Origin of the sequence: Streptomyces venezuelae ATCC 10712 (assembly GCF_008639165.1) — a bacterium.
In the GTDB taxonomy this organism is placed as follows: domain Bacteria; phylum Actinomycetota; class Actinomycetes; order Streptomycetales; family Streptomycetaceae; genus Streptomyces; species Streptomyces venezuelae.
Genome location: NZ_CP029197.1, coordinates 418,315 through 438,376, shown reverse-complemented (window position 1 = coordinate 438,376; position 20,062 = coordinate 418,315). Strand labels below are relative to the sequence as shown.

The 20,062-nt window shown below is 73.0% G+C and carries 20 protein-coding genes and 1 riboswitch; of the genes, 8 read left to right on the top strand and 12 right to left on the bottom strand.

Annotated elements, in window-relative coordinates; all coding sequences use genetic code 11:
• Window positions 1–123: 123 nt before the first annotated feature.
• On the bottom strand, window positions 124–1,518 hold the full coding sequence (locus DEJ43_RS01980; RefSeq protein ID WP_015031618.1) for an FAD-dependent oxidoreductase: 1,395 nt from the start codon (window positions 1,516–1,518) through the stop codon (window positions 124–126).
• 198 nt (window positions 1,519–1,716) lie between these two features.
• Here DEJ43_RS01980 and DEJ43_RS01975 point away from each other — a divergent pair, with 198 nt between their 5' ends.
• Window positions 1,717–2,106: a hypothetical protein gene (locus DEJ43_RS01975; protein ID WP_202490698.1), complete on the top strand. Its 390-nt coding sequence runs from the start codon at window positions 1,717–1,719 to the stop codon at window positions 2,104–2,106.
• 18 nt (window positions 2,107–2,124) lie between these two features.
• Here DEJ43_RS01975 and DEJ43_RS01970 read toward each other — a convergent pair whose 3' ends face one another.
• From DEJ43_RS01970 to DEJ43_RS01920, 11 genes are all read right to left on the bottom strand, one after another.
• Window positions 2,125–2,661: a PadR family transcriptional regulator gene (locus tag DEJ43_RS01970; RefSeq protein ID WP_015031616.1), complete on the bottom strand. Its 537-nt coding sequence runs from the start codon at window positions 2,659–2,661 to the stop codon at window positions 2,125–2,127.
• Between the two features lie 32 nt (window positions 2,662–2,693).
• Window positions 2,694–4,709 carry an NADPH-dependent 2,4-dienoyl-CoA reductase gene (locus DEJ43_RS01965; protein WP_015031615.1) on the bottom strand — a complete coding sequence of 672 codons (2,016 nt, stop codon included), beginning with the start codon at window positions 4,707–4,709 and terminating at the stop codon, window positions 2,694–2,696.
• Window positions 4,710–4,837: 128 nt separating this feature from the next.
• Window positions 4,838–5,719, bottom strand: a complete 882-nt coding sequence (locus DEJ43_RS01960; RefSeq protein ID WP_015031614.1) for an energy-coupling factor ABC transporter ATP-binding protein — start codon at window positions 5,717–5,719, stop codon at window positions 4,838–4,840.
• Window positions 5,719–6,468, bottom strand: coding sequence for a cobalt ECF transporter T component CbiQ (cbiQ, locus tag DEJ43_RS01955; RefSeq protein WP_015031613.1), 750 nt, complete (start codon window positions 6,466–6,468; stop codon window positions 5,719–5,721). Before cbiQ ends, DEJ43_RS01960 begins: the two co-directional genes overlap by 1 nt.
• 6 nt (window positions 6,469–6,474) lie before the next feature.
• Entirely contained in the window at window positions 6,475–6,969 is a 495-nt protein-coding gene (locus DEJ43_RS01950; RefSeq protein WP_015031612.1) for an energy-coupling factor ABC transporter substrate-binding protein, read from the bottom strand.
• Complete coding sequence (locus tag DEJ43_RS01945) at window positions 6,966–7,664, bottom strand: energy-coupling factor ABC transporter permease (protein WP_015031611.1); 699 nt, start codon at window positions 7,662–7,664, stop codon at window positions 6,966–6,968. Before DEJ43_RS01945 ends, DEJ43_RS01950 begins: the two co-directional genes overlap by 4 nt.
• A gap of 29 nt (window positions 7,665–7,693) precedes the next feature.
• Window positions 7,694–7,900, bottom strand: a riboswitch (cobalamin riboswitch).
• A 90-nt stretch (window positions 7,901–7,990) separates the two neighbouring features.
• Entirely contained in the window at window positions 7,991–8,437 is a 447-nt protein-coding gene (locus DEJ43_RS01940) for a PTS-dependent dihydroxyacetone kinase phosphotransferase subunit DhaM (protein WP_015031610.1), read from the bottom strand.
• On the bottom strand, window positions 8,434–9,063 hold the full coding sequence (dhaL, locus tag DEJ43_RS01935) for a dihydroxyacetone kinase subunit DhaL (RefSeq protein ID WP_041661969.1): 630 nt from the start codon (window positions 9,061–9,063) through the stop codon (window positions 8,434–8,436). The genes DEJ43_RS01940 and dhaL overlap by 4 nt, the downstream gene beginning before the upstream one ends.
• Window positions 9,064–9,101: 38 nt before the next feature.
• On the bottom strand, window positions 9,102–10,094 hold the full coding sequence (gene dhaK / locus DEJ43_RS01930; protein ID WP_041661967.1) for a dihydroxyacetone kinase subunit DhaK: 993 nt from the start codon (window positions 10,092–10,094) through the stop codon (window positions 9,102–9,104).
• A 246-nt stretch (window positions 10,095–10,340) separates the two neighbouring features.
• Window positions 10,341–10,988: a fasciclin domain-containing protein gene (locus tag DEJ43_RS01925; protein WP_015031607.1), complete on the bottom strand. Its 648-nt coding sequence runs from the start codon at window positions 10,986–10,988 to the stop codon at window positions 10,341–10,343.
• A gap of 97 nt (window positions 10,989–11,085) precedes the next feature.
• A complete protein-coding gene (locus DEJ43_RS01920) occupies window positions 11,086–12,678 on the bottom strand; it encodes a molybdopterin-dependent oxidoreductase (protein WP_015031606.1) in 1,593 nt (530 codons plus the stop codon).
• Between the two features lie 348 nt (window positions 12,679–13,026).
• Between DEJ43_RS01920 and sigK the strand changes: the two genes are divergently transcribed.
• The 7 genes from sigK (at window position 13,027) to DEJ43_RS01885 (ending at window position 20,042) form a co-directional block, all read left to right on the top strand.
• Window positions 13,027–13,620, top strand: a complete 594-nt coding sequence (sigK, locus tag DEJ43_RS01915; protein WP_041661965.1) for an ECF RNA polymerase sigma factor SigK — start codon at window positions 13,027–13,029, stop codon at window positions 13,618–13,620.
• A complete protein-coding gene (locus DEJ43_RS01910) occupies window positions 13,617–14,366 on the top strand; it encodes an anti-sigma factor (RefSeq protein WP_015031604.1) in 750 nt (249 codons plus the stop codon). Before sigK ends, DEJ43_RS01910 begins: the two co-directional genes overlap by 4 nt.
• Before the next feature lie 123 nt (window positions 14,367–14,489).
• The gene (locus tag DEJ43_RS01905) at window positions 14,490–15,755 is read left to right on the top strand and encodes an NAD(P)/FAD-dependent oxidoreductase (protein WP_051026005.1); all 1,266 of its coding nucleotides are present in this window, start codon (window positions 14,490–14,492) and stop codon (window positions 15,753–15,755) included.
• A 20-nt stretch (window positions 15,756–15,775) separates the two neighbouring features.
• A complete protein-coding gene (locus DEJ43_RS01900) occupies window positions 15,776–16,531 on the top strand; it encodes a DUF1365 domain-containing protein (RefSeq protein WP_051025811.1) in 756 nt (251 codons plus the stop codon).
• Window positions 16,532–16,597: 66 nt separating this feature from the next.
• Window positions 16,598–17,935 carry an SAM-dependent methyltransferase gene (locus DEJ43_RS01895; RefSeq protein ID WP_015031601.1) on the top strand — a complete coding sequence of 446 codons (1,338 nt, stop codon included), beginning with the start codon at window positions 16,598–16,600 and terminating at the stop codon, window positions 17,933–17,935.
• Window positions 17,932–19,215, top strand: a complete 1,284-nt coding sequence (locus DEJ43_RS01890) for an SAM-dependent methyltransferase (protein WP_015031600.1) — start codon at window positions 17,932–17,934, stop codon at window positions 19,213–19,215. Before DEJ43_RS01895 ends, DEJ43_RS01890 begins: the two co-directional genes overlap by 4 nt.
• Window positions 19,212–20,042 (top strand): DUF1295 domain-containing protein, encoded by an 831-nt coding sequence (locus DEJ43_RS01885; protein WP_015031599.1) that lies wholly within the window; start codon window positions 19,212–19,214, stop codon window positions 20,040–20,042. Before DEJ43_RS01890 ends, DEJ43_RS01885 begins: the two co-directional genes overlap by 4 nt.
• The last annotated feature ends 20 nt before the right edge of the window (window positions 20,043–20,062 follow it).

The window sequence follows — 20,062 nt, the reverse complement described above, 5'->3', positions numbered from 1 at the left end:
CGACGCCGCGCTCGGGCGGACGCGGCGCTCGGGCCGACGCCGCGCTCGCGCCGCCCGCCGCGTCCGGGCAGCCGCGTTCGGGCACCCGTGTCCGTGCGGCCGTCGGCACGGTGTGACGAACCGCTACGCGTCCCGGCGCAGCGGCGGCCCGGACGGGGTCTCGGCCGGCGGGCCGAAGAGGACCGCTCGCGCCACCGCGGGCGCGAAGAGACTCGACAGTGGGGCCGTCAGCGTCAGCGCCGCACGGAACGGCGTCCCCACCACCGGATCGCCCGCGGCCCGCGCCTGCACCCGGCTCAGGTACCAGCCGAGCACCTTGTCCATCGGCCCCGGCCGGGCCGCGTCCCCCGTCGCCCCGGGCATCTTCTTGTCGGCGCCCGCCGAGATGTCCCAGGCCTGCCGGGAGGCGTCGAGCAGCGCCCGCTGCACCGTGCGGGTCGTCGGGGTGCGCCGGGGATCGGCGAGCGCGCGGCGCAGCGCGACCGCGCTCAGCGCGGCGACGGCCATGCCCTGCCCGTAGATGGGGTTGAAGGCGCACAGCGCGTCACCGGTGGCGAGGAAGCCGGCCGGGCGGCGGCCCGGACGGTCGTACCGGCGCCGGATGTTGGCGGTCTTCCGGAAGCCGTAGACGGGGGACACCGGCTCGGCCCGCGCCAGCCAGTCGCTGAGCACCGGATGCGGCAGCCGCTTGGCGTAGTCCTCGAACGCGCCTTCCTCCGTGGGCGGTTCGTCACCGCGCAGCCCCGAGAGGGTGACCAGGTGACGGCCGTCGCCCAGCGGGAGCGCGACACCGCCGTACACCTGGCCGGGGTTCGGCACGATGTAGTAGCCGAGCGCGTCGGTGGCGTCCGGGTCGGCGTCGGGGGAGCGGTAGAAACGGGTGCCGTACGCGAGACCGGTGTCCAGGGTCTCCTCGTGCGGGGCCTCCGCGCCGATGCCCGCCAGCCAGTCGGCGGCCTTCGTGGACCGCCCGGACGCGTCCACCACCAGATCGGCCGCGAGGGTCCGGGGCTCCTTGTCGGCCCCGGCGCCGCGCTCGCGCAGCCGCACGCCCCGCACGCGCGAGGAATCGCCGGTCAGGCCGACGGTCTCGACGCCCTCGACCAGCTCGATCCGAGGATCGGCCAGGACGCGCTGCCGCACCAGCCATTCCAGCTGCGGGCGCGGCCCGGTGTAGAAGTGCGCGGTCGCGGGGGTACGGCGGTACCACACGCCGTTCTGCCACTGGACCATGTCCTCGGGCACACCCACCTTGGGCGCGCCCAGCGCGGTCAGCTCGTCCATGAACCCCGGGAGCAGCTCGTCGAGCGCCCGCTGCCCGCCCGCGATCAGCACGTGCAGATGCCGGCCCTGCGGGACCCCCGGCCGGGCCTCCGGCCCCTCGGGCAGCCGGTCGCGTTCGACGACCGTCACCTTCTCCGCGTGCTCGGCCAGCACCCGAGCGGCCAGCAGCCCAGCGAGACTTCCCCCGATGACCACCGCGTGACGTGTCGCACGGCGCCCCAAGTCGTCGGCCATACCCGCCCTTTCGTGTCGTGGAACTCCAACACCCCAGTATCCAGCCCAGCCCCACAACCCGAGCGCCCGGCCGCACTGTTTCGGCCGCGCGACGCTCCGCCTACAGTGTCGCGTGTGACACACGAACGGGCGACGGGCCCCAAGGGCTTCAGGTAGCCCGCCAGGAGATCCCTGGCGGTGCTCACCGATGGAGTCTCCTTGGCGCGCACCGCACACCACATCCCCGCCGCACGCCGCCGACCGGCGGCCGAGCAGCCCCCCGGGGCCCCTTGGCGTTCTCTCGTCCTGCGTGACCTCCGCTACAGCGCCGCCTGCCTCGCCGAGGCGACGCGCGAGGAGAGACGCCCGCAGCCGCGCGCGATCCGCCGCAGCGTGGTCTTCTCCACCTGGCCGCGATTCAACGGGGACTCTGGCGTAGCGAGTTGGTCGGCGAGGGCGGAACGCCGGGCGCGCGGGCGCCTGCGCACGGAGGCGGGACGCCTCCTGCGCGTCGTGAACACGCCCTACGGGCCTCTCGACGCGGACGCCGTCGAAGGGGCCGACATCGCCCCGGCGTACCACCGTCACTCCTCGCTCTGGCTCGCCTGACGCAACCGGCCCGGAACGTCACTCCGGTCCGAGTTCCGTCAGGGCGTCCGTCAGCCACTGGACCCAGAAGCGTTCCATGTCGATGCCGCCGCGCAGGACGAGGTGGCGCAGGCGGTCGGGTTCCGTGTGGCGGCGGGGTGGGGGGAAGTCGCGGGTCTCGATGGTGAGGTACTCGTCCAGCTGTTCCTGATGGAGGGCCAGGTGGCGGGTCAGTTCCGCGCGGAGGCCCGTCGCGCCGACGACCGCCGCCGCGCGCATCCGCAGCAGCAGCGCGGCCCGCATCGGCTTGGGGTCCTCGGACCTGGCGACCCAGGTGCCGAGTTCCTCGCGGCCCGCGGGCAGCACCTCGTACTCCTTGCGCTGTCCCCGTACGGGCACCGGGGCGGGCAGGGCACGGATGTGCCCCGCCTGCTCCAGTTTGCCCAGCTCGCGGTAGATCTGCTGGTGCGTGGCCGACCAGAAGTAGCCGATCGACTTGTCGAAGCGGCGCGTCAGTTCGAGGCCGGAGGACGGCTTCTCGAGCAGCGCGGTCAGGATCGCGTGCGGGAGGGACATGCACGCATCCTAGGAGGGGCCGGCCACGGTGATCACAGGGTGGCCGCGAGCCGGGTGCCCTGGTCGATGGCCCGCTTGGCGTCCAGCTCGGCGGCCACGTCCGCGCCGCCGATCAGGTGCGCGACCCGGCCCGCCGCGACGAGCTCCTCGTACAGGTCACGCCGCGGCTCCTGGCCCGCGCAGAGCACGACGGTGTCGACGGGCAGGAGCTGCTGCTCGCCGCCGATCGTGACGTGCAGGCCCTCGTCGTCGATCCGGTCGTACGACACGCCCGCGACCATCGCGACGCCCCGGTGCTTGAGCTCGGTGCGGTGGATCCATCCGGTGGTCTTGCCGAGCCCCGCGCCGACCTTGGTCTCCTTGCGCTGGAGCAGGTGCACCTGCCGCGGCGGCGCGGTCCGCTCCGGGGTGCGCAGTCCGCCGCGGTTCTCGTACGCGGTGTCCACGCCCCACTGGCGGAAGTACGTCTCGGGGTCCTGGCTCGCGCCTTCCCCGCCGTCCGTGAGGAATTCCGCGACGTCGAAGCCGATGCCGCCCGCGCCGATGATCGCGACCCGCTCGCCGACCGGCGCGCCGTCCCGCAGCACGTCGAGGTAGCTGACGACGCTGGGGTGGTCCGCGCCGGGGATGGCGGGGGTGCGGGGGGAGACGCCGGTGGCGACGACGACCTCGTCGAAGTCGTCCAGGTCGCCGGCGGAGACGGGGGTGTCGAGGCGGACCTCGACGCCGCGCTCGGCGAGCTGCACGCGGAAGTAGCGCAGCGTCTCGTCGAACTCCTCCTTGCCGGGGACCCGCTTGGCGATGTTCAGCTGGCCGCCGATCTCGGAGGCCGCGTCGAAGAGGGTCACGGAGTGGCCCCGCTCGGCCGCCGACACCGCGCAGGACAGGCCGGCCGGGCCCGCGCCGACGACGGCGATCCGCTTGGCGCGGCGGGTGGGGGAGAGGACCAGCTCGGTCTCGTGGCAGGCGCGCGGGTTCACCAGGCAGGAGGTGATCTTCAGGTTGAAGGTGTGGTCCAGGCAGGCCTGGTTGCAGCCGATGCAGGTGTTGATCGTGTCGGCGCGGTCGGCGGTGGCCTTGGCGACGAAGTCGGGGTCGGCCAGGAAGGGGCGGGCCAGCGAGACCAGGTCGGCGCGGCCGTCGGCGAGGATCTCCTCGGCGACGTCGGGGGTGTTGATCCGGTTGCTGGTGACGAGCGGCACGGACACCGCGCCCATCAGCTTCTTCGTCACCCAGGTGTAGGCGCCGCGCGGCACGGAGGTGGCGATGGTGGGGATCCGCGCCTCGTGCCAGCCGATGCCGGTGTTGATGATGGTGGCGCCGGCCGCCTCGATCTCCTTGGCGAGCTGGACGACCTCCTCCAGGGTGGAGCCGCCGGGCACCAGGTCCAGCATGGAGAGCCGGTAGACGAGGATGAAGTCCTCGCCGACGCGCTCGCGGATGCGGCGGACGATCTCCAGGGGGAAGCGGACGCGGTTCTCGTAGGTGCCGCCCCAGCGGTCGGTGCGCTGGTTGGTGGCGGCGGCGATGAACTCGTTGATGAGGTATCCCTCGGAGCCCATCACCTCGACGCCGTCGTATCCGGCCTCCTTGGCGAGTTCGGCACAGCGGGCGTAGTCCTCGACGGTCTGCTCGACCTCGGCGTCGGTCAGCTCGTTCGGTACGAAGGGGCTGATGGGGGCCTTGAGGGCACTGGGGGCGACGAGGCCGGGGTGGTAGGCGTAGCGGCCGAAGTGCAGGATCTGCATGGCGATCCGGCCGCCTTCGGCGTGCACGGCGTCGGTGATCAGCCGGTGCTCGGCGACCTCCTCGGCGGTGGTGAGCTTGGCTCCGCCGTCCCAGGGGCGCCCGGCGGCGTTGGGGGCGATGCCGCCGGTGACGATGAGGCCCACGCCGCCCCGGGCCCGCTCCGCGTAGAAGGCGGCCATGCGCTCGAAGCCGTGCTCGGTCTCTTCGAGACCGACGTGCATCGACCCCATGATCACCCGGTTGGGCAGGGTGGTGAACCCGAGGTCGAGCGGGCTCAGCAGGTGCGGGTACGGGGTCATGCGGGCGCCTCCTCGCGCAGGATCGTCGCCCTCAGTTCTAGGGGACCCCCTTCCGTTATGCAACTAGTTGCAGAAGATCTGAGGCGTGATCTCTACTACTCGGTAGCAAGTGACGCGGCGGCGCCGGGTCAGCCGCCGGACGACTCCGCGGCGACCGGCGCGACGACCGGCCCGGCACCCGCGTCCAGCCACGCGTCCAGTTCCTCCGGCGTCCGCGGCTCCGGCCCCTCCGCACCGAGCAGCCCCCGCGCACGCAGCAGCCGCGCCACCGCCGTGCCCCAGGGCCGCCGCAGCCGGGCCTCCGCGAGCAGCGCGTCGTCCGCGAGGAGCTCGGCCACCGGGCCGGTCCGCAGGCCCGAAGGCGCGAGGACCGCCGCCTCGTCCGCCCAGCGCAGCGCCAGATCGACATCGTGCGTCGCCATCAGCACCGTCGTCCCCGCCTCCCGCAGCCGCCCGAGTGCGTCGAGCAGCCGCTCCTGCCCGTGCGGGTCGAGCCCCGCCGTCGGCTCGTCCATGATCAGCACCCGGGGCCGCATGGCCACCGCGCCCGCGATCGCCGCCCGCTTGCGCTGCCCGTACGACAGCAGATGCGTCGGCCGGTCCGCCAGCGCCACGATGTCCAGCGCCTCCAGTGCCTCGCGCACCCGGAGCCGTACCTCTTCCTCGGGAAGTCCCAGGTTCATCGGACCGAACGACACGTCCTGACCCACCGACGCCGCGAACAGCTGATCGTCCGGATCCTGCACCACCAGCTGCACGGTGGTCCGCAGCCGGGTCAGTCCCTTCCGGTCGTACGCCACCTCCGCCCCGTCGAGGAGCAGCGCCCCGCTCCCGCACCGCAGCCCACCGCTGAGCAGCCGCAGCAGCGTCGTCTTGCCGCTGCCGTTGCGGCCGAGCAGCGCGACCGCCCGCCCCTCGGCGACGGCGAAGTCCACGCCCGACAGGACCGGCGGCCCGTCCTCGTAGGCGAAACCGGCGTTCACCAGCTCCACGACAGGGGTCGGTGACATCACGGCAGGAACCTTTCCAGTACGAGAGTGAGGACGACGAGCCCCGCCAGCAGGGCGCCCGTCGCGGCGAGGAACCGGCGGGACACCGCGCACGCGGGCACCAGCACCCGCAGCGTCCCGTCGTATCCGCGACCCGCGAGCCCCGACTGCAGCCGCTGCGCCCGGTCGAAGGCCCGCACGAACGTGGTCGCGCCGAGACCTCCCAGGGACCGCCAGGTCGCGGCCCGCGAGGTGAGCCCGAGCCGGGCCGCCTGCGCCTGCCGGATCTTGGTCAGCGAGTCGAGCAGCAGGAAGATGATCCGGTACATCACGAGCGCCACGTCCACCACCGGGGCCGGCACCCCGGCCCGTACGAGCCGGGGCAGGACGTCGGACACCGGCGTCGTGAACGCGAACAGCAGCACCCCGAGCGAGGCCGAAGCGGTCCGCAGCAGCAGCCCGCCGGCCTGCGCCGGACCGCCCGGCGCGAGCGCCACCAGACCTCGCTCCCCGCCGACCTCGAAGAGCAGCGGGATCGCTCCCGTCACACAGAAGCCCAGGGGGATGCGGAACGCCCGCCACAGCGCCCGGCCCGGCACACCGGCCGGGCCGAGCAGCACCGTGAGCGTGGCCGCCGCGACGAGCGGCGCCCCGGGCCAGGGCGGCAGGGACACCGCGCACAGGGTCAGACCGAAGCCGAGCAGCGCCTTCTCGGCGGGATGGCGACGGCGCCAGCGACTGCTGTGCGCCGCCGCGTCGATCGGCAGCATCGGCGGCTACGCGTCCCGACCGTCGACGGCCCGGACACCGGAGGCGGCGCCGGCACCGCTGTCGCTGCCGGTACGGGTGCCGGTCCCGGCGTCGGCGCCGATGCCGGCGCCGGTCCCGGTCCCGATCCCGGTCTTGGTGTCGGCTTCGGCGGCCGCGGGCACGCCCTCCGTCCCCGTCGCCTCCGTCCCGGCCGCGCCCGCCCGGGCCGCCCCCTGCCTGCGGCCGCGCCGCAGGCCGAAGTAGTACGCGAGGACGCCCGCGCCGAGGGCCGCCTGAAGGGCGAAGAGCGCGGACTCGATCTCCCCGGACGGCGGTTCGTAGAGCGGGCTGAACCACGGCTCGTAGTCCGGCTGGAGTTCGGTGATCGCGGTCTCCGCCTCCGCGTCCGCCCCCGTGAAGGGCTCCTCCTTGTGGTCGCCGAGGCCCAGCGCCAGCGGCAGGACCGCCAGCGCCGCGACGACGAGCAGCAGCAGGGTGTTGATCTTCGCGTTCCGGCTCATCGCGCGGCCGCCCCCTCGTGTCGCTCGGCCGTACGCCCGGCGAGCACGCCGAGCCGGATCAGGTCGCCCTTGCTGGACTGGGTGAGCAGCCGCATCACAAGCACGGTGAGCAGGCCCTCGCTGACGGCGAGCGGAATCTGGGTCACGGCGAAGATGCCGCCGAACTTCGCCAGGGCGCCGGGCACACCGCTGCCCGGGTCGGGGAACGCGAGCGCCAGCTGGACGCTGGTCACGCAGTAGGTGGACAGGTCGGCGACGAACGCGCCGAAGAAGACGGCGACCATCAGCGGCGCGCCGAAGCGGCGGAACAGGACGTACGTCCCGTATCCCGCCCAGGGCCCGACGATCGCCATCGAGAAGGCGTTCGCGCCGAGCGTGGTCAGCCCGCCGTGGGCGAGCAGCAGGGCCTGGAAGAGCAGGGTGATCGTGCCCAGGACCGCCATGATCGGCGGCCGGAACAGGATCGCGCCCAGGCCGGTGCCGGTCGGATGCGAGCAACTGCCGGTGACGGAAGGCAGCTTGAGAGCCGACAGGACGAACGTGAAGGCGCCCGAGGCGCCGAGCAGCAGGGTGGACTCGGGATTGGACCGCACTTCACGGGTCAGCGCGCGGACCCCGTGGACGACGAACGGCGCGGACGCGACGCCCCAGGCGGCCGCGTGCACAGGGGGCAGATACCCCTCGGCTATATGCATGGTTGGGAGACCCTCTCCAGCACCTCGTGGATGGACAACGCACCCTGGCCGGTCTCCTGGCTGACGGTCATTCCGTCCGACTCCGCCTTCCCACACCACGGCGGTCTCCCGACGTGGTCCAGTGGCTTCCCCGAGGGTGTTCCCCGCGGGGGTGGAGCCGGACCTCCCGATCACAGTGGCGAGGGCCGCACCGGTACTGCACCGGTTTCCCGTACACCAAGGCCCTGCGACATTAGTGGCTTGACCAGGCGCATCACAACACGGCCGCCACCAGATGTGGCCCTTCGCTCACTGCGCGCAGCCGACGCGCCCTCGTCCCGGTGCCGTCACTCCTTGCGGTAGGCGTACGCCTCCGACGCCGCCGCGGCCACCGCGTCGAGGTCCCCGCCCGCGCTCGCCGTGACCAGCGCCGCGACGGTCCCCTCGACGAACGGGGCGTCGACCAGTCGGGCGCCCTCGGGCAGTTCGTCGCCCTCGGCGAGCAGGGCCTTCACGGTGAGCACCGCGCTGCCGAGGTCGACCAGGATCGCCACCCCGGCGCCCCCGTCGACGGCCTTCGCCGCCTCGGCGATCAGTTCCGCGCTCGTCCCCAGACCGCCGTCCGGCGTCCCGCCGGCGGGGGCGACCGGCGCCAGATCGCCGCCGCCCGCCAGGCCGCGGGCGAGTTCGGCCACCGCCGTCGCGACCGCGGCGCTGTGCGACACGAGCACGATCCCGACGGGCCCGGGACCAGCTCCCGCGCTCACGTCACCGGCCCCGGCTTCCGCGCTCACGCCGGCACCTCCGGGCTCTCCGCGCCGGCGGTCTCGTCCAGCGCCGCGAACAGCAGCGCCGAGGACGTGGCCCCCGGGTCCTGATGCCCCACCGACCGCTCGCCCAGATAGCTGGCCCTGCCCTTGCGGGCCCGCAGGGGTACGGTCGCGAGCGCGCCCTCCTCGGCCGCCGCCCGGCCCGCAGCGAAGGACTCCCGCAGCCCCTCGACGGCCGGCCCGAGCGCGTCCAGCATCGTCTTGTCGCCGGCCTGGGCCCCGCCCAGCTGGGACACCGCCGCCACCCCGGAGGCGAGGGCGTCGGCCAACTGCGCGCGGGTGACGCGCTCGTCGTCGCCCAGCGCCTTTCCGGTACGGCGCAGCAGCGTGCCGTACAGCGGTCCCGACGCGCCGCCCACCGTGGAGATCAGCTGCCGCCCGGCGGTGGTGAGCACGGCGCCCGGCGTCGTGGGCGGCTCCTTCGCCAGCGTCTCGGACACGGCGGCGAAGCCCCGCTTGAGGTTGGCGCCGTGATCGGCGTCGCCGATGGCCGAGTCGAGCTCGGTGAGCCGGTCGGCCTCACGGTCGACGGCCTCGGCCGCCGCCGTGAGCCAGCGCACCAGGAAGTCCGTGCCGTACGTCTCCGTCATGTCCCTGTCCCTGTCCCTTTCCGGTCCCATCCCCCCCGTCACCGGCCCCAGCGCAGCGCGGGCGTCTGCACGGGCGCGTCCCACAGGCGCAGCAGCTCCTCGTCGACCTCGCACAGGGTCACCGAGCAGCCGGCCATGTCGAGGGAGGTCACGTAGTTCCCGACCAGGGTCCGGGCGACGGCCACCCGGCGCTCGCCGAGGACGCGCTGCACCTCGGCGTTGAACCCGTAGAGCTCCAGGAGCGGCGTCGCGCCCATCCCGTTCACCAGGGCGATGACGGGGCCGGCCGGGGCCAGGTCCTCGACGACGGCGTGGACGGCGAAGTCCGCGATCTCCCGGGACGTCATCATGGGCCGCCGCTCGCGGCCCGGCTCGCCGTGGATGCCGACGCCCAACTCCAGCTCTCCCTCGGGGAGATCGAAGGTGGGGCTGCCCTTGGCCGGGGTCGTACAGGCGCTCAGGGCCACGCCGAAGGACCGGGACCGTGCGTTGACCCGGCGGGCGATCGCCTCCACCCGCTCCAGCGGGGCGCCCTCCTCGGCGGCGGCACCCGCGATCTTCTCCACGAACAGGGTGGCCCCGGTCCCGCGCCGGCCGGCCGTGTAGAGACTGTCCGTGACGGCGACGTCGTCGTCGACCAGAACCTTGGCGACCTGGATGCCCTCGTCCTCGGCGAGCTCCGCCGCCATGTCGAAGTTCAGTACGTCACCGGTGTAGTTCTTGACGACGAAGAGCACTCCGGCACCGCTGTCGACGGCCGCGGCGGCCCGCACCATCTGGTCGGGCACGGGTGAGGTGAAGACCTCTCCCGGGCACGCGGCCGCCAGCATCCCGGGCCCCACGAAACCCCCGTGCAGCGGTTCATGCCCCGACCCGCCGCCGGACACCAGCGCGACCTTCCCGGCCACCGGCGCGTCCCTCCGCACCACGACCCGCCGCTCGACGTCCACGGTGAGCTCGGGGTGGGCCGCCGCCATTCCGCGCAGCGCGTCGGCGACGACGGTCTCGGGGACGTTGATGAGCATTCTCAAGGGTGTCTCCTCGCGAAGCTGTGACAAGTCTTTCCGCAGGTCATCGACTATGGGGGGACGCCGGCTCCAGTGATGGTGCGTCAGTGGCCGCCCCTCGTCGACGTGGGCAGCACCGAACCACCCTCATGGGCAGTATCGACCTCGCGGCAGTGAAGGTCACGCGGATCTGGCGTACGAGGGCCTCGTACCCCTCCTTGGAGGATGGGGTACGAGGCCGGCCGTCCTTGGCGTCGCGAGCGAGCGGTGTTACTTCGGCATGAGGACGGTGTCGACGATGTAGACGTTGGCGTTGGACGTCTTGACGTTGCCGCAGACGACCTTGGAGGTGTCGTTGACGGTGTAGTCCTCGCCGGAGCCCTTCGTGGTGAGCGTGCCCTTCTGCAGGGTCTCGAAGGTGCCGTTCTCCAGCTGCTTCGGGGTGAGCTTCTCGCCGACGACGTGGTACGTGAGGATCTTGGTGAGCATGTCCTTGTCGGCGAGGACCTTGTCGAGGTCGGCCTTCGGAATCTTGGCGAAGGCCTCGTTGGTGGGGGCGAAGACGGTGATGTTCTCGGCGTTGTTGAGGGTGTCGACGAGTCCGGCCTGCTTGACCGCGGTCACCAGGGTGGACAGGGCCGGGTTGTTGGACGCGGCGGTGGCGACGGGGTCCTTGGCCATGCCGTCGAAGGAGCCCGCGCCCTCCTTCGGGACGCCGGCGCAGGCGGGGCCGAAGGGCTGGTCGCCGGTCATGGCGTCGTCGGTGGGCGTCGCGGTGGTCTGTGCCTGGTCGCCGGCCGCGTTCGGCGGGGCGGCCTTGGTGGCGCTGTCGGAGTCCGAGCACGCGGCCAGGGAGAGGGGCAGCAGCGCTGCCGCCGTGACGGCGATGGCGGTGCGACGGATCTTCATGCTGTTCATGATCGCTTGCTCCTTGAAAGGGCTTCTTCTACGGGGTGTGGAGGTGGTTGGTCACGGTGCGCGGGCACGGTTCTTCGGTGTGCCCGGGTGGGGTGGTCTAGGTGACGGTGACGAAGACGCTGTGCCGGCCGCTCGCTCCGTCGGGGATGGTCCGGGTGCGCTGTTCGGTCTGGGTCTGGCCGGTGCCGTCGGTGGCGCGGACGGTGATGTTGTGTCCGCCGGCGGTGGCGTTCCAGCGGTAGGACCACTGGCGCCAGGTGTCGACGCCGGCCTGGGCGGCGAGGTCGGCGTCCTGCCAGGGACCGTCGTCGACGCGGATCTCGACCCGGCTGATGCCGCGGTGCTGGGCCCAGGCGACGCCGGCGACGACGACGGTGCCGGCGTTCGGGCGGGCGAAGGGCTTGGGGGTGTCGATGCGGGACTGGGTCTTGATCGGCGCGCGGCGGGCCCACTTCCGCTTGACCCAGTACGGGTCGTAGGCGTCGAAGGTGGTCAGCTCGATGTCGGTGATCCACTTGCAGGCCGACACGTACCCGTAGAGGCCGGGGACGAGCATGCGTGCGGGGAAGCCGTGGTCGAAGGGGAGAGGCTCGCCGTTCATGCCGACCGCGAGCATCGCGTCGCGGCCGTCCATGACGTCCTCGACCGGGGTGCCGAGCGTCATGCCGTCCACCGAGCGCACCACCAGCTGATCGGCCTCGCCTCCCCGCGACGGGGGGATCACGCCGGCCTCCTTCAGAAGGCCGACGAGGGGGACGCCCAGCCAGCGGGCGGAACCGATGTAGGGGCCTCCGACCTCGTTCGAGACACAGGTCAGGGTGATGTCACGTTCGATGAGGGGCCGTGCGAGAAGCTGGTCGAGGGTGTAGGTGAGGGGCCGGGCGACCCCCTTGCCGTGAATACGCAGCCGCCAGGTTCCGGCATCGACCTTGGGGACGGTCAGGGCCGTGTCGACGCGGTAGAAGTCGCTGTTGGGAGTGGCGAAGGCGGTGACACCGGGGACCTTCAGCTGGACGCCGGCAGGGAGGGCGGGTGCCGGGGAGGCAGGCCCGGGCAGGACCAGACCCTCGCGGGAAGCGACGGCTCCCTGGCCTTGCCGGCCTGTGAAGAACCTGCCCAGCGCGCCGGCCGAGGTCGCCGCCACGGCTGTCACACCAGCCGCGGTGAGAAAGCCACGCCGGCTCCATCCGCCCTCGCCGTCCTCTCCGCCCGCGCCGGCCGGGTCGGGCACCCGGACGGCTTTCGCCGCGAGGACATAGAGGGCGAGTGCTCCGGCAAGTGCCCCGGCGGCAGAGGGGAGGACGTCGCCGAGGCCGGTGGAGTCGGGGCGGCTGAGGGCGGCCGCCGCTCCGACGACCCCGAAGAGCAGCGCGCCTGCGGCGCCCGCTCGCCGATGGGACAGGGCGAGGACGCCCAGGGCGAGGGCGAGGAGGGCGAGCATCGCGAGGATGCCGAGCTGCAGGACGGTCTTGTCGTTCTCCCCGAAGGTGCGGATCGCGAAGTCCTTCACCGCAGCGGGCGTGCGGTCGATCACCGCCCCGCCCACGACGGTCACCGGCCCTGCCTCGGGCCGCACCAGTCCGGCCACCAGCTCGGCCACGGCCAGCGCCGTGAAGGCGGCCAGGAGCCCGGCGAGGGCACCGAGTGCGGCGCGGACGAGTTTGCTGCGGAAGCTGCTCACACCCGGCATTCGGCAGCCCTCGCCCGGCGGATTGGTCCCGTATCCGAAAGAGTGAAACCGTGCGCTCGTCCCGCAGCGGGGCCGGCGGGACACCGGTTCGCGGCCACCCCGTCCTGTCGGCGGCGGAACGGGTCACCCCAAGGGGGCGCCGGTGACGAAGAGCGCTCCCATCCGCAGGGCCGTCCGCTACGAAGAACGGGCGACACACGAACAGATTCCCCACAGCGGACCGTCTCCGGGGACGGTCCGGCCCCGCACGAGCGACGACACAAGGAGCGGCATGCGATGGACGCCCCGCCCCCCGACGGCCGCCCACGGCCGTCCCTTCGCCTTCTCCCCACGGGGGGAGAGGCGAAGGTGAACCAACCCATCCCCTTCGGCACCGGCCGTCCCGCCGACACGGGCCGAGACGATCTCACCGACGTCATGCAGCAGGTCGCCCAGGGCGACAAGCAGGCGTTCTCCGCCCTCTACGACGGCCTCGCCCCCCTGGTCTTCGGCATCGTGCTCAAAGTCGTACGCGACCGGGCCCAGTCGGAGGAGGTCGCTCAGGAGGTCATGATCGACCTGTGGCGCCAGGCCGCCCGCTACCGGCCCGAAGCCGGTTCCGTCAGGACCTGGGCCGCGACGATCGCCCACCGCCGGGCCGTCGACCGGGTCCGCTCCGCCCAGGCGGCGACCGACCGCGAGCACGCCCAGGCCGCCCGCGAGCACACCACCGCTTTCGACGAGGTCGCCGAGCAGGTCGAGACCCGCCTGGAGTCCGAGCAGGTCCGCCGCTGCCTGCGCGGCCTGACCGAGGTCCAGCGCCAGGCCGTGACCCTGGCCTACTACCAGGGACTGACCTACCGTGAAGTCGCCGAAGCCCTGCGCACGCCTCTTCCCACCATCAAGACACGCATGCGCGACGGGCTCATCCGGCTCCGCGACTGCATGGGGGTGACCACATGAACCACCACGCCACCGACGCCCACACCCTCGCCGCCGCCTACGCCCTCGGCGCCCTCGACGACACCGAGCGCAAGGAGTTCGACGCCCACCTCCGGACGTGCGAGGCCTGCCGGCAGGAAGTCGCCGAGTTCCAGGCCACCACGGCCCGCCTCGCCGCGGCCGTCTCCCACGCGCCCCCGGCCGCGGCGAAGGCCGAGGTCATGGTCGCCATCGACGGCGTACGGCAGCTGCCCCCGCGCATTCCCGCCCCCAGCGCGGTGCCTGCCCTCGGTGGTTTTCTCCGTCGTCGTGCGGTGCCCTGGGCGCTCGCCGCCAGCGTGGCCGCCGCCGTACTCGGAGGCGTCGCGGTATGGCAGACGCAGAGCGGACAGGACCTGGAGCAGCAAGCCCGCCAGGCCCAGCAGCAGCTCGACGCGGTCAGCGCCGTCCTGGCGGCCCCGGATGCCCGCACCGTTCACGGCAAGGCCGCCAACGGAGCCCTGACCACCGTCGTCTCCTCCGACCAGCAGAACCAGGCCGTCTTCACCGCCGCCAACCTTCCCGCGCCCGGTGTCGGGAAGACGTACCAGCTGTGGCTCGACCACGAGGGCACCATGCGCCCGGCCGGACTGATGGAACACGACGGCACCGTGATCCTCGCCGGGAACCCCGCGGACGCGGGAGCCGTCGGGCTCACCCTGGAACCCGCCGGAGGCTCCCCCGAGCCCACGACCGCCCCCCTGCTCCTCATGGCCATGCCCGCCTGACCGATCGAGGTCCACGGAACACCGGCTGGGCGCCCCGGAAAACACGCTCCCATCCGACAGGCCGTCCGCTGCGAAGTACGGGTGAAGCGCAGCAGTCGGGCGGCGTGTCGAGTGGCGGGAGCGATCGTGGTCGAACAGCGCAAGGCGGCGGTAGTAGGCGCCGGCGTGGCGGGCCTGACGGCCGCCTACGTGCTGGCGTCCTCGTACGAGGTCACCCTGTACGAGGCGGACGGCCGGCTCGGCGGCCACGCCCACACCCGCGAGCTGCCCGGTCCCGGCGGTCGGGCTCTCCCCGTGGACTCGGGATTCATCGTCCACAACGAGCGCACCTACCCCACCCTGCTCCGGCTGTTCCGGGAACTGGAGATCGGCACGCAGGACGCCGAGATGAGCATGTCGGTCCGGTGCGACGGGTGCGGGCTGGAGTACGCGGGTGCCCGGGGCGCGGCAGGTCTCTTCGCCTCCCGCGCGGCCCTGCGGGCCCGGTACCTCCGGCTCCTGGCAGAGGTACCCGTCTTTCACCGAGGTGCCCGGCGGCTGCTGGCGCGCGGGGCTCATGCGGGCGTCACCTTCGGGGACTTCCTGCGCGAGGGCGGGTTCTCCCCCTACTTCGTCAGCCACTTCGCCCTGCCGCTCGTCTCCGCCGTGTGGTCCTGCCCCGCCCGCACCGCGCTGTCGTACCCGGCCGCCTATCTCTTCGCCTTCCTGCACCACCACGGCCTGCTGTCGATCACCGGCTCCCCGCAGTGGAAGACCGTCACCGGCGGCTCAGCCTCCTACGTCACCGCCGCCGCCAAACGCGTCCACCGCATCCGCGCCTCAAGCCCGGTCGAAGCCGTCCGGCGCACGGGCCGGGGCGCTCTCGTCACCACCGGTGACGGCGACACCGGCGCATACGACGCGGTGGTCATCGCCACGCACCCCGATCAGGCGTTGCGCATGCTCGCGGACCCCACCGCCGACGAGAAGCGGGTGCTGGGCGCCTTCACGTACGCGCACAACCCCACCGTGCTGCACACCGACACCTCCTTCCTGCCCCGTTCCCCGAAGGCACGGGCCAGCTGGAACTACCGGATGAGCGGCTGCGAGCCCTCCACCGCACCCGTACGCGTCAGCTACGACATGGAGCGCCTCCAGCGGCTGCCCGCCGGCTCCGGCTACGTCGTCACGCTGGGCGGTGAGGACGGCATCGCCACGGACCGCGTGGTCGAGCGGATGGTCTATGAGCATCCGGTCTACACGCCCACGTCGGTCGCTGCGCAGAAGGAACTGCCGCGCCTCAACACCGGTGTCACCGCGTACGCCGGGGCCTGGCACGGCTGGGGTTTCCACGAGGACGGCTGCCGATCAGGTGTCCAGGCGGCCCGTTCCCTGGGGGTGGACTGGTGACCCGCACCGAAGGAGACGCCGTGTCCGTCGGGCCCCTGGGCGCGGAGTCCGTCGCGGCGCTGTACGACTGCGTGATCACGCACGTCCGCCGTACGCCCCTGCGCCACACTCTGCGGCACCGCACCTACCTGTGGTGCGTGGATCTGGACCGGCTGCCGGTGCTGCCCCGGCCGGTGCGTCCGCTGGCCCGCTTCGACGGCCGCGACCACTTCGGCGGAACCGCCGGGTCCGTCCGTGCCGGACTCGACGCCTTCCTCGCCGCCCACGGCGTCGACCTGGAGGGCGGGCGGGTGGTGATGCTCGCGCACGCCCGGGTGTTCGGGTTCGTCTTCAACCCGCTCAGCGTGTTCTGGTGCCACGACTCCTCCGGCGCCCTGGTGTGCGTCGTCGCGGAGGTCCACAACACGTACGGGCAGCGCCACTGCTACCTGCTGCGCACCGACGAGGCCGGTCGGGCGGAGGTGGACAAGGACTTCTACGTCTCGCCGTTCTTCGCGGTCGAAGGCCGCTACCGCATGCGACTGCCGCTGCCCGGCGAACTCCTGCACCTGACCGTCCACCTCGACAACGCGGACGGCCAGGCGTTCACCGCCGTCGTCCGAGGTCGTCGCCGTACCGCCACCACCCCAGCCCTGCTCTCCGCAGCCGTGCGCAGGCCCTGGTCCACCGCCGCCGTCTGGGCCGGGATCCGCCGCCACGGCATCCACCTGCTGCTGCGCGGCCTGCCCGTGCACCCCCGCCCCCGTCCCACCCCGCAGAAAGGCATGTCGCCGTGACCCGTCCCACCGCGCAGAAAGGCATGTCGCCGTGACCCGTCCCACCGCGCAGAAAGGCATGCTGCCGTGACCCGACCCGCCCTCGTCTCCCAGGGCCGCTCCCGACCCACCGACCGAGGAGCCGGGATCCCTCCGCAGACGCCGGACACGATCCCCGTGGCCACCGCGCCCGCCGTACGCCGCGCGGACGTCGACGCCGGCCGCTGGCCGGATGTGGCTCGGCCGCCGTCGGCGGCACCCGCCCGCACCGCCATCGCCAGGCACTTCGTCGGCCGGGCCCTGGACCGGCTGGCCCTCACCGGGCCCGCGACCGGCGCCCGCCCGTCAGCCGCCGGCCCACGGCTGACGCTCCACGACCCGGACGCCTTCCACCGCCGGATCGGCCGGCACGGGCTGATCGGCTTCGGCGAGTCCTACATGGCCGGTGAATGGGACAGTGACGACCTGGCCGGCGTCCTGACCGCCCTCGCCTGCCGTGTCGACGACCTGGTCCCCGCTCCGCTGCGCCGGCTCCGCGGCCTGTGGGTATCCGCCCGCCCCACCGCCGACCGGAACACCCGCGGCGGGGCCCGCGAGAACATCCACCGTCACTACGACCTGTCCAACGACCTGTTCTCCGCGTTCCTCGACCCCACCCTCACCTACTCCTCCGCCGTGTTCACCGCCTTCCCCGCCCGCTTCGAGTCCCTCGCCGCCGCCCAGCACCGCAAGATCGACCGGCTCCTGGACCTCGCCGACGTCGGCGCGGGCACCCGGCTGCTGGAGATCGGCACCGGCTGGGGCGAACTCGCCCTGCGGGCCGCCGCCCGCGGCGCCCGGGTCACCACCCTGACCCTCTCCGCCGAACAGGCCGCCCTGGCCCGCGAGCGGATCGCGGCAGCCGGACTCACCGACCGGGTCGACGTCCAGTTGCGCGACTACCGCGACATCGAAGGCCGTCACGACGCCGTCATCAGCGTCGAGATGATCGAAGCGGTCGGCGCCGAGTACTGGCCCGCCTACTTCACCGCCCTGCGCAGCGCACTCGCCCCCGGCGGCAGGATCGCCCTGCAGGCCATCACCATGGGCCACCAGCAGATGCTCCACACCGCCGCCACCCACACCTTCATCAGCAAGTACGTCTTCCCCGGCGGCCTGATCCCCTCCCGCGAGGCCGTCGCCGAGCACTCCGCCGCCGCCGGCCTGCGCACGGCTGCCGACCGCGGCTACGGCGAGCACTACGCCGAAACCCTGCGCCTGTGGCGGGAACGGTTCACCACCGCCCGAACCACCGTCGGCGGCCTCGGGTTCGACCCGGTCTTCCAGCGCATGTGGGAGTTCTACCTCGCCTACTCGGAAGCCGGATTCCGCTCCCGCTACCTCGACGTCCGCCAACTCCTCCTCACCGAAGGGACCCACCGATGAGCACCGCCGCCGACCGGCTCGCACAACTCGTCGGCCACTTCCTCCCCGGCCCCCTGCCCGTTCGCCTCACCGCCTGGGACGGCAGCCAGGCAGGCCCCACGGACGCACCCGGGGTGATTCTCCGCTCGCCCCGAGCGCTGCGCCGCGTGCTGTGGCAGCCGGGCGAACTCGGGCTCGCCGAGGCCTACATCACCGGAGACCTCGACGTCGAAGGCGACCTGGCCGAGGCTCTCTCCCACGCCGGCCGCACCGTCCGCGAGCGGCCCACCGTACGCCCCGGACGGGCGGGCCTGGCCGCGGCCACCGTCGTCGCCGCGCGCCTGGGCGCGGCCGGCCCGCCCCCCAGGCGCCCCGACGGGAGGGCACGCCTGGCCGGCAGCCCGCACAGCGCCGCCCGGGACCGCGCGGCGATCAGCCACCACTACGACCTGTCCAACGACTTCTACGCCCTGTTCCTGGACGAGTCGATGGCGTACTCCTGCGCCTACTGGGCCCGGCCCGACGACCCCGCCTACACCCTGGCGGACGCCCAGCGGGACAAACTGGAACTGATCTGCCGCAAACTCGGACTGGGCCCGGGGGACCGCCTGCTCGACGTGGGCTGCGGCTGGGGCTCCCTCACCGTCCACGCGGCCCGCGAACACAAAGTCCGCGTCACCGCGGTCACCCTCTCCCGCGCCCAGCACGGCTTCGTCACCGAGCGCGCCGCACGCGAAGGTGTGGCCGACCTCGTCGACGTCCAGCTGCGGCACTGGCGGGACATCGACGGCGGCTACGACGCCGCGGCGGCCGTCGAGATGGGCGAGCACGTCGGCGACAGCGAGTACCCCTCCTTCGCCACGAAGCTGCACGACGCGCTGCGTCCCGAGGGCAGGCTCCTGATCCAGCAGATGTCCCGGGGCGCCCGCGCACCCGGCGGAGGCGCCTTCATCGAGACGTACATCGCCCCCGACATGCACATGCGGCCCGTCGGCCGCACCGTCGACGTGCTGGAAGACTCCGGCTTCGAGGTCCGCTCCGTCGAATCCCTGCGCGAGCACTACACGACCACCATCGACGCCTGGCGTTCCACCCTCGAACGCCGCTGGGGCGATGTCGAGTACCTCGTCGGAACGACCACCGCCCGGGTGTGGCGCCTCTACCTGGCCGGCGCCTCACTCGCCTTCGCCGAACGCCGCATGGGCGTCGACCAGATCCTCGGCGTGCGACCCGCCCGCGAGGGGACGTCCGGCATGCCGGCCACCCCCGGCGCCTGGTACCCACCGGTGGGCCCGGCGTGAACGGCACCGCCTGGAGCGCGCTCCTCATCAACCTCGTCGCCTGCGCGGCCACGGCGGGCGCGCTGCTCCTCGCCACCTTCGCCGTGGCCGTGCGCCGCGGGCTGCACCGGATCGTCGACATCGCCTGGGGCCTCGCCTTCAGCGCCGTCGCCGTCGTCACCTGGCTGCTGTCCGCCGGACACGGCGACGACGGCCGACGCCTGCTCGCCGCCGCGGCGACCGTCCTGTGGGGACTGCGGCTGGCGGCACACATCGCACGGCGCTCGCGCGGCCACGGCGAGGACCCCCGCTACACGGCCCTCCTCGCCAAGGCGCCCGGCAACCGGACCCTCTACGCGCTGCGCACCGTCTACCTCGGCCAGGCAGCCCTCGTGTGGCTGATCTCCCTGCCCGTCCAGGCAGCCTCCTACAGCTCCGCCCCGCTGGACCTGCCGGCTTTCTGCGGCATCGCGCTGTGGGCGCTCGGACTTGCCTTCGAGGCCGTCGGCGACCACCAGCTGGCATGCTTCAAGCAGGATCCGGCCAACCGGGGGCGGATCATGGACAAGGGGCTGTGGGCGTGGACCCGGCACCCCAACTACTTCGGGGACAGCCTCGTCTGGTGGGGCCTGTATGTGCTCGCCTGCACCGCCTGGCAGCCGGCCCTCATCGTCCTCGTCTCCCCGGTCCTGATGACCGCGCTCCTCACCGTCGGCAGCGGCAAGCGCCTCCTGGAGAAGCACATGTCAGGACGTCCCGGCTACGCCGCGTACGCCGCGCGCACCAGCGGCTTCTTCCCCCTGCCACCCCGCAGAACCGCCCGCGGCACGCCGGAGCGCACGAAATGAGCGCATCCGACGGAAGCGGC

Coding starts and splice junctions, on each gene's coding strand:
- DEJ43_RS01980 (WP_015031618.1), bottom strand. CDS start 1,518: ATGGCCGACGACTTGGGGCGCCGTGCGACACGTCACGCGGTGGTCATC.
- DEJ43_RS01970 (WP_015031616.1), bottom strand. CDS start 2,661: ATGTCCCTCCCGCACGCGATCCTGACCGCGCTGCTCGAGAAGCCGTCC.
- DEJ43_RS01965 (WP_015031615.1), bottom strand. CDS start 4,709: ATGACCCCGTACCCGCACCTGCTGAGCCCGCTCGACCTCGGGTTCACC.
- DEJ43_RS01960 (WP_015031614.1), bottom strand. CDS start 5,719: ATGTCACCGACCCCTGTCGTGGAGCTGGTGAACGCCGGTTTCGCCTAC.
- cbiQ (WP_015031613.1), bottom strand. CDS start 6,468: ATGCTGCCGATCGACGCGGCGGCGCACAGCAGTCGCTGGCGCCGTCGC.
- DEJ43_RS01950 (WP_015031612.1), bottom strand. CDS start 6,969: ATGAGCCGGAACGCGAAGATCAACACCCTGCTGCTGCTCGTCGTCGCG.
- DEJ43_RS01945 (WP_015031611.1), bottom strand. CDS start 7,664: ATGCATATAGCCGAGGGGTATCTGCCCCCTGTGCACGCGGCCGCCTGG.
- dhaL (WP_041661969.1), bottom strand. CDS start 9,063: ATGACGGAGACGTACGGCACGGACTTCCTGGTGCGCTGGCTCACGGCG.
- DEJ43_RS01925 (WP_015031607.1), bottom strand. CDS start 10,988: ATGAACAGCATGAAGATCCGTCGCACCGCCATCGCCGTCACGGCGGCA.
- DEJ43_RS01920 (WP_015031606.1), bottom strand. CDS start 12,678: ATGCCGGGTGTGAGCAGCTTCCGCAGCAAACTCGTCCGCGCCGCACTC.
- DEJ43_RS01910 (WP_015031604.1), top strand. CDS start 13,617: ATGAACCACCACGCCACCGACGCCCACACCCTCGCCGCCGCCTACGCC.
- DEJ43_RS01890 (WP_015031600.1), top strand. CDS start 17,932: ATGAGCACCGCCGCCGACCGGCTCGCACAACTCGTCGGCCACTTCCTC.